Here is a 13,117-nt window from a genome sequence, read left to right on the forward strand (position 1 = left end):
CGGCGCCAATCACCTCCAGATCCCGAAGGCTCAGGTCGAACTCGACAAAACCATCTGAATCGTCGTCGCACGCTTCTAATGGGGTTGGTACGGTAGCAACTGGATTTGGATTTACTTGTAGGGTTAGAATGGTAAAATTGATACATCCTGTAACTGTATTTTCTATTCTAACAAAAATCACCTGATTAAAAGGCACTATGTTTATATACCCATCTGCTAGTGGATTTATATTATTTTGAGCATCTAGCGCTGTTTCGTGATAGCTTATAACTACATCGGCCTGCCCATTTATTATTTCATTGGTTTTTTCAGAAAGATTAAAACTTGTAAACCCATCAGCAGTTGTATCATCACATTCTTCAAGTGGTGTTGGTAAAATTGCATCTGGTGCTGGATTGAGAATTAATTGAAAACTAATCGTTTCAAAACAATTTGCATTCATATCATTTTCAATCCTAACATAAATTGTTTGAGGGTTTGATGTATTATCATAAAGCGTTGGCAAAGGGTTAATCCCAGAATCTGCATCTGTTTGTGTTTCATGATAAGTAACTGTAAATCCTGTAGAACCTCCAAGAATTATTGCTGTTTGTGTAGATAAATCGAAAGTTTCTGTGTTATCTCCACTTGGGTCATCACATTGAACCATATCATCTGGTTGTACTGGTGTAATTCCTGAACCAACGATTAAATCAAATGTAGATGTTACATAACAATTTGTATTGTTACTGTTCTCAATTCTAATATAAATTGTTTGAGGATTAACTGTATTGGTAAACAATGGCCCAACTGCGTTCGCACCTGCATCCGCATCCGTTTGGCTGGTATGATATGTGACATTTACATCTGTCTGTACACCAATTGCTTCAGCATCTTTTGTTGACAAGTCAAATTCTGTAAAGCCATCAATAACCGCATCATCACAGAGTTGGTAATCCGTTACAACATTAACCACAGGATTAGGGTGGAATGTAATAACTGCTTCATCTGTTTCCAAACAGCCTACATCAGTAACTTCTACTAAATATGTTCCTGAGTTTGGTGAACTTACTGTGAGTGTTGGGTTGGTTTCCCCTCCTAATGGTATTGCATCTAAGTACCATTGGTATGTTGCCGTTGCTGAGCCAATATCCGCATCTAAGACTATATCTGCATCTCCTTCACAAAGATCCATATCTGGACCAATATCTACTGAGAATGCACTGGTAGTAGTGATTGTAACATCATCAGTTACTTCAACTGTATCTCCATTACAGTTTGTATATACTACCCGTGCTGTATATGTTGTTGATGGATCTGTTGGACAAACTTGGAAATTAGGATCTGTACTCAACACGTTATCCGCTGCATCTAACCAAGCAAAGTCTACTATACTAGGTCCAGCTGGTGTAAAACGCCAAGCTTCATCTGTAGTTGTCCAAGGTGAATCTGAAGTATTTCTCCCTGGTGGCACAAAAGCTGTAGTACCAGCATCGTTTTGAATTCCTACTACTGCATTTCCTGAATTCCACGTATTACATGTAGGTTTATCTTTTATATAAATATCTATAACGTTAGTTGTCTCATAGAATACAGCCATATGCGTGGCCACAAGATTATTACAAGAGAAATATGGTACGTTAAAGAAAGATACTGCTAACACCCTATTTGGTGCTGTTCCAATGATCTCCCAAGCTATTTCTTCTGTAGTACCTACAGATGGGTCAATATCATGACAAGGTGTAAATACATTGGCTTCTCCTAATGTATCGTTGGTATTGTTTGGTAGGTTTTCACTAAATGCCCAACCGTTTCCTGTATCACCAGCATTGACATCAAAACGAATTACACCATTGGATCCAACCTGGAATTGTGTTTCAATATTGGTAAAAAAGCAAAAATCAAAAGGTAAGTTTTCAACTGAAGACCATGCATCATCAATATTAGGATTCAGTGAGTTGGTTAATCCATTAAACTCAAATGGTGGTACAAATGGTATCTGAGTTACTGTATAGGTATTTGTTTCACCTATATCTAAAAATTCTGCAGATAAATCTACACATCCGCCAGCACAATCTACTGTGACATCATCTCCTGCATCAACAAAAGGATTACCAGGTGTTGAAGCTCCTACTATAACTGTGACGTTTATCGTATTTGTACTGGAACATCCTTGCGGATTTGTATCTGTGATCGTAAGATTTACTGTATAAATACCTGCAATGGTATAAATATAATCTACTGATTGCCCAAATGCGGTATCTCCATTGCCAAAATCCCATTCGTAAGTTGCTCCTGTTCCGTCTACAGAAAAAGTACCACTACCGTTGAATGTTATCTGTTCGTTAACGTCCGCATTAATTGTATTTGAAGCGTCAGCTGCTGGCACAGAACTATCGAAGTTGGCTGTAATGGTCTGACATGGTGTGGCACAAGCGATATTTGCTGCCCAACCTGTTGTCGTTCCAGAGCCGTTGGAGACAAACTCTATAGTTAAACAACCTGAGGGGTTATTTGCCTGTACGGTTCCAGGACCTGCAACTCCAGAAAAACTACCTAATGAAGGTGCTGTATTATCTGGCCCATCATAGATAGTCATCACATCTTGATTTAACTGAGTACTAAACTCTGTGAAATCTAATTGAATTTGATCTCCTACATTTATTGGACAAATTGTTAATGAAAGGTTTTCATCACTAGAGTAATTACCATTTTGTCCTCCTGAATCATAAAATACATCGGTACATTGATTGAATGTACCGTTTTGCATATTTATATCTTGAGAAAATGCTACTAGTGATAATGCTATTAAGACGGCTGATAGTATAAATCGCTTCATAGTGCTTTTTTTAATCGAACTGAGAATTAATTATGATAAGATATTGCGTATTGTCAACCCTAATTTTGTAAGATTCTTTAGAGAAAAATTGGAATTGATACTTGAGAGGATTAAAGTTGTTCTTATCAACAACTAAATCTCGTTTAAGGCTTTTATTGTACTCATTGAACAATGGTACTTGAGATAATTTCTTGAAAGAAGATAAGTCCTTACCTGGATATTCAACAATATGTACTCTATTTCTTAAAATATGCTTTATATCCTTAAGCCTTTGAGGGATATTGAGAACATATTTTTCTGCTTCACTTCCATAAACTTCTGTGATTTGGGAAAGCTCTTTCTGAGTGAGTGGAGCATCAATGTTATTGCCATAATTTACATGAGTAGAATGTACTTTCTTTGGTTGAGATTGGGAGAATGATATATTGGTCATAAGCATACCAATAAACAATAAGATGAAGACCTTGTTGATCATAGCAATGTGAGTTAAATTTATAAGCTTGAAATTTAAAAAAAATTCACTAATCGAACTGTTCGTTTATCTATGATAATAACAGTTCATCTATAGAACAAGTTAAATTTAAAAACTCCTACCTATTCCATGACTTTTTAATTGCTTATCTTTGCAGTCCGCTTACAGGTTAAGCGGATTTTTAGCTTTATATGAAAATGAAACATAACATAGAAGATTTCGAAGCCATTGGTAATGATCATATTGGAACATCTAGTGATACGCCAATGCGTAATGATGCTTTTAAGCTTACAACCGACGAAAAGATAGACATCATAAAGGATGATGTACGCCATATTTTAGAGACATTAGGATTAGATTTAACTGATGATAGTCTTAAAGGCACTCCTAGTCGCGTTGCAAAAATGTTTGTGAAAGAGATATTTGGTGGTTTAAGACCAGATAAGAAGCCTTCTGCTTCTACTTTTGAGAATAAGTACAAGTATGGAGAGATGCTGGTAGAAAAAAACATCACTGTCTATTCTACTTGTGAACATCATTTACTTCCAATTGTTGGTAAAGCTCACGTTGCTTATATTTCTAATGGTACTGTCGTAGGGCTTTCTAAGATGAATCGTATTGTTGACTATTACGCAAAGCGCCCTCAGGTTCAAGAACGTTTAACGATACAGATCGTAAAAGAACTCCAAGAGGTTTTGGGTACCGAAGATGTTGCTTGTGTTATTGATGCTAAACACCTCTGCGTAAATTCGCGAGGAATTAGAGATGTAGATAGTAGCACTGTGACTTCTGAATTTGGCGGAAAATTCAAAGAAAAAGAAACTCGAAGAGAGTTCTTGGACTACATAAAATTAGATACCCAATTTTAGTTTGTCGTTTGCTATTAGTTAATTAGTTTTGTTCTATTAACACAAAGTAACGATGCAGACTTACAAAAACCAACAGATTAAAATATACAATTCTCTCACTGGAGAAAAAGAGCAATTCAATCCTATTACTGAAGGCTATGTTGGTATGTATGTATGTGGTCCAACGGTTTATAGTAATGTCCATTTAGGAAACGTTAGAACATTCATGTCGTTTGATATGATTTTTCGTTACTTCAAACACTTGGATTACAAGGTGCGTTTTGTTAGGAACATTACAGATGCTGGTCATCTTACAGATGATGGTGATGCAGGTAAAGACAAAATTGGTGAAAAAGCTCGATTAGAGCAGATTGAACCTATGGAGGTGGTTCAACGTTATACTGTTGATTTTCATAATATCCTGAATAAATTCAATTTTCTACCACCAAGTATAGAACCTACTGCCACTGGCCATATGATTGAGCAGATTGAAATCATTAAAACCATTATTGATAATGGCTTAGCTTATGAGGTAAATGGATCGGTTTATTTTGATGTCATTAAATACAACCAGAGTAAGTCTTATGGTATTTTAAGTAAACGTAATGTTGAAGACCTGATTCATAACACCAGAACTTTGGATGGTCAAAGTGACAAGAAAAATCCTCAGGATTTTGCGCTTTGGAAAAAAGCTGAAGACAATCATATAATGCGTTGGCCTTCACCTTGGGGTGATGGGTTTCCTGGTTGGCATCTAGAATGTACTGCAATGAGTACGAAGTATCTTGGCGAAAATTTCGATATTCATGGTGGTGGAATGGATCTTAAATTTCCACATCATGAGTGTGAAATTGCTCAGGCTGAAGCTTGCAATGGTCATTCGCCGGTAAACTATTGGATGCATGCCAATATGTTGATTATGAATGGTAAGAAAATGTCTAAGTCTACGGGGAATTACATTCTTCCTAATCAAATATTTACAGGTGATAATCCTCATATTACCAAAGCTTATGCTCCTAGTGTGGCGCGCTTCTTTATGCTACAAGCGCATTACAGAAGCATCTTAGACTTTACTAATGATGGCTTATTGGCTAGTGAAAAAGGGTTTTATAGGCTTATGGATGCTATTAATATCCTGGATGAATTAAAAACCGGTGATACTTCTTCAATTAATATTGAAGAATGGGTGCAAAGCGGCTATGATGCATTAAATGATGATTTTAATACACCAATTCTTATAGCTAAATTATTTGATGCCGTAAAGTTTATTAACCAAATTAAGGATGGTTCAGCTTCAATTACTGAAGGCGATCTTGAGCTTTTCAAATCAAAAATAAATGCGTTTGTTTTTGATGTACTAGGCTTAGTGAATGTTACGAAAACAGAATCTGGCACAGATAAATTATCTGATGCTGTAAACCTGTTAATTCAATTAAGGCAAGAAGCGAGAGCTAATAAAGATTTTGCATTGTCTGATAAAATTAGAGATGATCTTGCTGCGGCTGGGATTCAGCTTCAGGATGGTAAAGACGGTACTACTTTTACGACCAATTAAGAATGAAATCCATTCTCATAGCGCCTTTTTTATTTCTCATTAAAGTTTATCAAACTTTAATTTCTCCGATTTTGCCAGCGACTTGTCGATATCAACCAACCTGTTCCCATTATTCGGTTGAAGCACTTAAAAAACACGGTTTATGGAAAGGTGGAAAATTAGCTGTAAAACGTATTTTTAGTTGTCATCCTTGGGGAGGGAGTGGCTATGATCCTGTACCGGAAAAAGATGCCTAAAAATCCGTTAATGCTTAAAGCACTTCCTTTTCAAAATAGTATATTTACATCGAAGAAATTAATTCTACTATGCACTTCTTAAAGTTTCCTTGGAACCCAGATAAAGGTATTGATTTAGGCTTTTTTACGCTCCACTATTATAGCATGATGTGGATAGTGGCTTTTGTGATTGGCCTCATTGTTATGAAACGTATTTATAAGAAAGAAGGGCAAACGCAAGAGTCTTTGGATTCGTTATTCATTTATTCGGTTTTAGGGATTATGATTGGTGCCAGAATGGGTCATGTGATTTTCTACCAACCAGAACTTTTTAAAGAAGATTTCTTTAGTATATTTCTTCCATTTAGTTTCAAAGGTGGTTTCAAGTTTACAGGCTTTCAAGGTTTAGCGAGTCATGGTGCAGCTATTGGGATGATAATTGCCATGTACTTGTACAACAAAAAGGTTCTTAAAAAAACACTCCTCTGGGTGTTAGATCGCGTGGTTGTTCCAGTGGCTTTAGGTGCTGTGTTTGTTAGACTTGGAAACTTTATTAATTCTGAAATCATAGGAAAGCCAACAGGGTCAGATTTTGGTGTTGTTTTTAAAAAACTTGGTGAGGATTTTGCTAGACACCCAGCGCAACTTTATGAAGCTGGTTGTTATGTAATAGTCTTCTTGATTCTATTATATACCTACTGGAAAACTAAAAAGAGACAACAAGAAGGCTTCTTATTTGGGTTTTTCCTTTTACTACTTTGGACTGTTCGTTTCTTCGTAGAATTTGTTAAGGAAGCACAGGTAGATGAAAGATCTGATTGGGTACTCAATACCGGACAATGGCTAAGTATTCCATTTATACTACTTGGTCTTTACTTCATGTTTATATACAAACCAAAATCTAGAGCTTAGATGCGTTTTTTGAAGTTGTTTTTTTTAGTTGGCTTTATGTCTGTCCTTAGTTTTTCATGTAAAAAAGAAAAGGCTAAGACTGTAAAACCTGTTGAAATTTCCTTTAAAAAAGAAGGTGAATTGAATATTTTCAAAAAAGATTCAATTGTAAAAACTATAGCAATCGAAATTGCTGACAATGAATACGAAACGCAGACTGGCTTAATGTATCGCAATAGTATGGGAAATGACCAAGGTATGCTTTTCGTATTTCCTAATGAGCAGCCTAGAAGTTTCTACATGAAAAACACCAAGATTGCTTTGGATATTATTTACATCAGCTCGACTGGCAAAATCGTTAGTTTTCAGAAAGATGCAAAACCTCTCGATGAAACCTCTTTGCCTTCTGAGAAACCTGCTAAGTATGTACTCGAAATTAATGGTGGATTATCCGACCAATGGAACCTTATTGAAGGAGATAGTATAGCATACACTAAATTCTAATGATTAAACCAAGTACTTATCTTGTTGAAACCAATCTTGGTTACAACATTGGAGCCACTGTGTTTTATCCTTTAAGCTCTAATGGTAAGAGTCTTGTTATATCTTCTGCTACAGGCGTTCTGCAACGCTACTATTCAAAATTAGCAGCTCACTTTTCTACAATTGGTTATACGGTTTATACGTTTGATTATTCGGGAATTGGCGCCTCTAATCTTACACCTTTAAAACGAAATAATGTCGATCTAAAATCTTGGGGCGAAAATGATCAGGCTTCAATGATTGCCTTCGCAAAAACTCGACAGCCTAGTCATAAGATTATTTTAATGACGCATAGCATTGGTGGGCAGATCTTACCATTCAATAAGAACTTAGATCAGGTAGATTTAATTATTACCGTTGCATCTCAAAGTGGTTATTGGAAACATTGGAAAGGCTTTGAGCGATTAAAGATGCAAATCTTTTGGAATGTTTTTATTCCTGCCTTGACGCCTATATTTGGTTATTTTCCTGCGAAAACGATGGGACTTTTTGAAAACTTACCAAAACAAATGACCTATCAATGGCGTCGCTGGGCTCAGCACGAGAACTATATGTTGAGCGAATTTGACTCAGATAGTTTAGCGTTTTCAAAATATGATAACCCAATGCTTGTTTTAAGTTTTCCTAGAGATGAGTACGCTCCAAAAACGGCTGTGGATTGGCTGGCTCTCCAGTTTAGCAATGCTCCTATAGATAGAAGCCATATTATTCCTAAAGACTTAGCGATTCCTAATGTTGGTCATTTTGGATTCTTCAGAGAGACCTTCAAAGAGTCTTTATGGAAAATGACCGAGGAGTGGATTGAAAATAATTTATAACAAAAAAGCCTTTCAAAATTGAAAGGCTTTTTTAATTCAGTATATTATTAAAAGATTAAGCTTCAACTAAATCCTCTTCTTTTACTTTATCTTTTAAAGACTCAGCTGCATCACCTTTGCGAGCTGTATCGTACATTATTGGTGTAGCTATAAACATAGATGAGTATGTACCAACAATAACACCAACGATCAATCCAAATAAGAATCCTCTTAATGAATCTGCACCTAAGATGAACATCGCCAATAACACCACTAATGTAGTCAGAGACGTGTTTAATGTACGACTCAATGTACTATTTAGCGAGGCATTGATTGTTCTACCAAAATCCCACTTGGTATGCTCATTCAAGAATTCTCTAATTCTATCGAACACTACCACGGTATCATTCAGTGAGTAACCAATCACCGTTAATATCGCTGCAATAAATGCTTGGTCAATCTCCATGCTAAATGGCATAAAACTCCATGTCAATGAGAAGATTCCTAATACTATAAGTACATCGTGGAATACTGCGGCTACTGCACCAAGAGAGAATTGCCATCTCTTGAATCGCGCCAAGATGTATAAGAATACTACGACTAATGATCCTAGAATTGCCCAAATAGAAGATTGCTTGATATCATCCGCTATCGTTGGACTCACTTTTCCTGAATACATTTTACCAATCTTAGCATCTCCCGATCCGTCAACAAATTGATCATACGTCATGTTTGCTGGTAAGAATGGTTTTAGAGATTCGAATAACGCCGTTTGGATTTCTTCATCAGCTTCAGCAGAGTTTTCATCTACTCTAAACTTCGTAGAGATTTTCAATTGATTATCAGAACCGATAGTCTTTACTTCTGCACTTCCGAATACAGCATTTACAGCACCCTTAACTTCTTCTGTGCTAACGCTATTTTCAAATCTTACTTGATATGTTCTACCTCCAACGAAGTCGATACCTTGGTCTAATCCTTTAGTGAATAATGATCCTAAACTTGCTAAAATCAATATACCAGATATGATGTAAGCTACTTTACGTTTGCTTAAGAAGTCGATATTGATGTTTCTGAACAATCCTTTTGTTAAGGCTGTAGAGAACTCTAACTTCCCTCCTCGGTCTGCATACCAGTCCACTAATAGTCTGGTAATGAAAATTGCAGTAAATAATGAGGTAACAATACCTATTAATAATGTAGTTGCAAAACCTTTGATTGGTCCTGTACCGAATACGAATAGGATGATTGCCGTAAGACCTGTTGTAATGTTGGCATCCAAGATTGAAGATAATGCATTGGCAAAACCATCTTTAATTGATGACTTTTGGTCTTTACCTTTTGCGAGTTCTTCCCGTATACGTTCAAAGATAAGTACGTTGGCATCCACCGAAATACCGATTGTTAATACGATACCTGCAATACCTGGTAATGTTAATACTGCTCCTAAACCTGAAAGTACTCCGAAAATCAATAGGATGTTTAATAATAAAGCGATATCAGCAAAAATACCTGCTTTACCATAGTAGAATATCATCCAGATAAGTACTAATCCTAATGCGATAAGGAAAGACATCATTCCACTATCGATAGCTTCTTGTCCTAAAGATGGACCAACTTCATCTGCTTGTACAATATCCGCAGATGCAGGTAATTTACCTGCTCTAAGTACAGTTGCTAAATCTAGCGCTTCATTTACTGTGAAGTTTCCAGAGATTTCTGAGTTACCACCAGAAATAGGCCCATTAGAAACACCTGGAGCAGAGTATACTGTTTTATCTAAAACAATAGCAATATAACCTTGAGTTTCATAAGCTCTTCTGGTCATATCTTCCCAAGTTTTAGCGCCTTTTGCATTCATTTGCATACTTACAGATGGTTGTCCCACCTGGCTGTAAGATTGTCTCGCATCAGTAATAACGGCACCGCTTAATTCTGGAACTCCAGTTCTGTTATTCTTTATTGCGTATAAGTCTACAGTTTCTATGTTAGCTTCTGCATTAAATACTGGTAGGCCAAAAGCAAACCTCACAAAACGTTGGTCAGCAGGAAGTAAAGCTCTGTTTGCTGGGTCGTTTAATTGCTTTAATACTTCTTCCTGATCTTTAGATTCAAAAACAGCAATCACAGGACCACCACCAAAACCAGCAATCTTCAATGGATTTACATCTTCAATGTTTGTAGAATCAGATTCTATTTGACCTGTAAGATTATCAATTGTATTTTCTGTCGTGTCAGTAGAATCTACTTCTTCTGTAACTTCTTCGGTTTCATCATCTGCTTTATTAGCTTCTACTAATCTTTGATTTACTTGAATTAAGTAACCTGCAATCTCATCAGCCTTAAATACATCCCAGAACTGTAACTGTGCAGTCTTAGTAATTAAGTCTATAGCTCTTTGCTTGTCCTTAACACCTGGTAATTCGATTAGGATTCTTCCTGAATTTCCTAAACGTTGAATGTTTGGTTGTGTAACTCCAAACTGGTCGATACGTTTACGTAATACTTCGAAAGCAGATTGAATGGTTTCATCGATCTTTACTTCGATAACGCGCTGCACTTGCTCATCAGTCATATCGATAGTAACCTCATCACTTAGTGAGCGATTAGCGAAAATATCTGGAGAGGCTAACTTAGTGTCTCCTTTAATAGCATCAAAAGCCTTAAAGAACGACTCCAAGTAAGATTCTTGAGCGTCTTTTTGTATTTCTGTTGCATCAGCCAAAGCCTGATTGAAAATAGGGTCTTTACTTTGGTTTGCTAATCCTTTAAGGATATCTTTTACAGAAATTTCAATAATTGCATTGATACCACCCTTAAGGTCAAGACCTAAGTTCATGGCATTTTCCTTAACTTCTTTGAATGTAAAGTTCTTTAGTCCTAAGTCGTAGACTTCTTTCGTAGACAATGAATCTAGGTAACGAATTTCTTCATTATTAGACTCAGTAATATCCTCTGGAAATTTGTTCTCAGCATATACCTTTGCTTCATCCTCAATACTGTTGGCCTTGAATGTGAATGACAATTGGTAAATACTTACCAGTCCAAACAATAAGGCAAACAATTTTACTAATCCTTTGTTTTGCATTGTATTATATTTTGGTCAAATTTTTTAAAAACGAGCAAATATATCATTTACCCTCGATTTGACAATTATTTTTTTATGTTTAAACGACTAACACAGCTACTATATCGCTTATGTTAATATTGGAAACTAAACTTTAGTTTTTTATTGTGTAGTATTTGAGTTTTCGGAATAAGCTTTAGAGCGCAATACTAGTTTATAGAATAGTTCTATTAAAACTCCTAGCTTTAATAATTTAAGCTCCGATATGTGAAGGTCCTGCTCTAACTTCAGGTATCTGATATAATTTATTGTCTATAGCTAAGACAATAGTTTCTTGAGTTTTTAGAGTAGTTGCTTCATCGAAAAACTTCAACCTGTAACCGTTAGTGTTTGAAATACCACTGAGACTTGTTGATGTAGAGCGATCATTTTCTGGTTGAGATTCTAAAAATAGTTTCCCATTGAATCCATCTAGATTAGTAGATTGATGGATTTCATAGACATCTAGATTGTAACTAATCTGATCGTCAGAAGAGGAAAGTGGTATCTCTGAATGACCATTATTGTCATCCGAAGTATTAGCTAATAAACTATTATCAGACAGTGCCTCTTTAACAGCAATGACTTCGGAGTTACTGTAGTAGCTTATTTTCAGGTTTCCATCATCACCTCTAACAACACTAATATTATCAGCTCCAAGTGCTGTTAATTGCTCTTGAACTTTTAGTATAGTTTGTTGTGCTTCTTCATTAGAAACCTCATCATCATTGAATTGTAAAACAATTTCCTGATTTGGAACAACGACTTGTTGTTGATGAATAGCTCCTAAAACAAATAGAAGTATTATAAACGATATGTGACTCCAGCGGATTTTCACGACGCCAAATATAGTAAAATATAGTATTATCTGGTGTTTATTCTCGCTTTATTAACTTAACTTCTAGCAGCTTGAGCACTGGGATACTGCGTTTAGATTTTAAAACTGTAGAAATAGATTGTGCTTCTTCTAATGTGAAATTTCCAGAAATCTCACTCCTTCCCCCTTCTATTGGACCTACAGATACTCCTGGTGCTGAAAAAACAACATTATTTAAGGTTATAGCTATGTTACGCTGTTCTTGATATGCTCTTCCTGTCATCAATTCCCACCTCTGAGCGCCTTCTTCATTCATTTCTATTGCCACACATGGTTTTCCTATATAATTGTAATTCTGCATTGCATTTACAATGTGACTCTCATTGACTAATGCTCTTTGTCTTCCACTTGTTTCTAAAGCATATAAGGTAATATTACCTGATTCGTCTGGTATTCCGTATAAAAATTTGATTCCTTCTAATTCTTTTGCAGTGGACTCTTCTATTTTTACTTTATTTAAAAAGGTATTCATTTTTAAAGTGTCTTTTACTGCCAGATCGAATATCCCTACATATGAAACTTTTAGACTTTCGATTTGCATCAAAGGATCATCATCGCCATTCTCGTTAAAGCTAGCTTGAGTCTGAGCTAGTATGGGAATTACGTCATCTTTTTTCAAGCAAAACCAGAAATCTAATTTACCTTCATTTGTTATGATTTGAATCAAATTACTTTCATTGTACTCACCATAATATTCAACAACTATCTGATTGTTCTCACTCAGTTTTACTTCATAATCATCACTAAACCTACTCAATCTCTCTTTTATTGTTTCTACTGTGCTGTTCTTCTCTTCTATGCTTATTGAGGTTTCATCAGCAAAAGCACAAACGATTTTGACACCTTCTTTGTTTTGGCTAAAATTTCCACACGAAAAAAGTAATAAAAGACTGAGCAATGCTATTCTTTTCATTTAATTCTATTTTGGGTTTTAATATAGATAAATTCTTTCAAGATACTCTTGGAATTATCTAAACAAAAAAGCAGCTGCACTT

At 35.8% G+C, this 13,117-nt stretch carries 11 protein-coding genes; 6 read left to right on the plus strand and 5 right to left on the minus strand.

Annotated features, from left to right (window positions below; translation table 11 throughout):
• Both NCE97_RS13250 and NCE97_RS13255 read right to left on the minus strand, forming a co-directional pair.
• Positions 1-2,818 (minus strand): FIDD domain-containing protein (locus NCE97_RS13250; RefSeq protein ID WP_353779758.1); only part of this gene is annotated, 2,818 nt, incomplete at its 3' end.
• Between the two features lie 10 nt (positions 2,819-2,828).
• Positions 2,829-3,293, minus strand: a complete 465-nt coding sequence (locus tag NCE97_RS13255) for a hypothetical protein (RefSeq protein ID WP_353779759.1) — start codon at positions 3,291-3,293, stop codon at positions 2,829-2,831.
• 188 nt (positions 3,294-3,481) lie between these two features.
• Here NCE97_RS13255 and folE point away from each other — a divergent pair, with 188 nt between their 5' ends.
• From folE to NCE97_RS13285, 6 genes are all read left to right on the plus strand, one after another.
• On the plus strand, positions 3,482-4,159 hold the full coding sequence (gene folE / locus NCE97_RS13260) for a GTP cyclohydrolase I FolE (protein ID WP_353779760.1): 678 nt from the start codon (positions 3,482-3,484) through the stop codon (positions 4,157-4,159).
• 52 nt (positions 4,160-4,211) lie between these two features.
• Positions 4,212-5,693, plus strand: a complete 1,482-nt coding sequence (gene cysS, locus NCE97_RS13265) for a cysteine--tRNA ligase (RefSeq protein WP_353779761.1) — start codon at positions 4,212-4,214, stop codon at positions 5,691-5,693.
• A gap of 2 nt (positions 5,694-5,695) precedes the next feature.
• Positions 5,696-5,929 (plus strand): membrane protein insertion efficiency factor YidD, encoded by a 234-nt coding sequence (gene yidD / locus NCE97_RS13270; protein WP_353779762.1) that lies wholly within the window; start codon positions 5,696-5,698, stop codon positions 5,927-5,929.
• Between the two features lie 69 nt (positions 5,930-5,998).
• Positions 5,999-6,820 carry a prolipoprotein diacylglyceryl transferase gene (gene lgt, locus NCE97_RS13275; RefSeq protein ID WP_353779763.1) on the plus strand — a complete coding sequence of 274 codons (822 nt, stop codon included), beginning with the start codon at positions 5,999-6,001 and terminating at the stop codon, positions 6,818-6,820.
• A 36-nt stretch (positions 6,821-6,856) separates the two neighbouring features.
• The gene (locus NCE97_RS13280) at positions 6,857-7,303 is read left to right on the plus strand and encodes a DUF192 domain-containing protein (protein WP_353779764.1); all 447 of its coding nucleotides are present in this window, start codon (positions 6,857-6,859) and stop codon (positions 7,301-7,303) included.
• The gene (locus NCE97_RS13285; protein ID WP_353779765.1) at positions 7,303-8,160 is read left to right on the plus strand and encodes an alpha/beta hydrolase family protein; all 858 of its coding nucleotides are present in this window, start codon (positions 7,303-7,305) and stop codon (positions 8,158-8,160) included. The genes NCE97_RS13280 and NCE97_RS13285 overlap by 1 nt, the downstream gene beginning before the upstream one ends.
• Before the next feature lie 55 nt (positions 8,161-8,215).
• Here NCE97_RS13285 and secDF read toward each other — a convergent pair whose 3' ends face one another.
• From secDF to NCE97_RS13300, 3 genes are all read right to left on the minus strand, one after another.
• The gene (gene secDF / locus NCE97_RS13290; RefSeq protein ID WP_353779766.1) at positions 8,216-11,227 is read right to left on the minus strand and encodes a protein translocase subunit SecDF; all 3,012 of its coding nucleotides are present in this window, start codon (positions 11,225-11,227) and stop codon (positions 8,216-8,218) included.
• 232 nt (positions 11,228-11,459) lie between these two features.
• Positions 11,460-12,083, minus strand: coding sequence for a hypothetical protein (locus NCE97_RS13295; protein WP_353779767.1), 624 nt, complete (start codon positions 12,081-12,083; stop codon positions 11,460-11,462).
• 37 nt (positions 12,084-12,120) lie between these two features.
• Positions 12,121-13,035, minus strand: coding sequence for a SecDF P1 head subdomain-containing protein (locus NCE97_RS13300; protein ID WP_353779768.1), 915 nt, complete (start codon positions 13,033-13,035; stop codon positions 12,121-12,123).
• Positions 13,036-13,117: the final 82 nt, after the last annotated feature.

The organism is Winogradskyella sp. 3972H.M.0a.05, assembly GCF_040493455.1.
In the GTDB taxonomy this organism is placed as follows: domain Bacteria; phylum Bacteroidota; class Bacteroidia; order Flavobacteriales; family Flavobacteriaceae; genus Microcosmobacter.

Coding starts and splice junctions, on each gene's coding strand:
- NCE97_RS13255 (WP_353779759.1), bottom strand. CDS start 3,293: ATGATCAACAAGGTCTTCATCTTATTGTTTATTGGTATGCTTATGACC.
- folE (WP_353779760.1), top strand. CDS start 3,482: ATGAAAATGAAACATAACATAGAAGATTTCGAAGCCATTGGTAATGAT.
- cysS (WP_353779761.1), top strand. CDS start 4,212: ATGCAGACTTACAAAAACCAACAGATTAAAATATACAATTCTCTCACT.
- yidD (WP_353779762.1), top strand. CDS start 5,696: ATGAAATCCATTCTCATAGCGCCTTTTTTATTTCTCATTAAAGTTTAT.
- lgt (WP_353779763.1), top strand. CDS start 5,999: ATGCACTTCTTAAAGTTTCCTTGGAACCCAGATAAAGGTATTGATTTA.
- NCE97_RS13280 (WP_353779764.1), top strand. CDS start 6,857: ATGTCTGTCCTTAGTTTTTCATGTAAAAAAGAAAAGGCTAAGACTGTA.
- NCE97_RS13285 (WP_353779765.1), top strand. CDS start 7,303: ATGATTAAACCAAGTACTTATCTTGTTGAAACCAATCTTGGTTACAAC.
- secDF (WP_353779766.1), bottom strand. CDS start 11,227: ATGCAAAACAAAGGATTAGTAAAATTGTTTGCCTTATTGTTTGGACTG.
- NCE97_RS13300 (WP_353779768.1), bottom strand. CDS start 13,035: ATGAAAAGAATAGCATTGCTCAGTCTTTTATTACTTTTTTCGTGTGGA.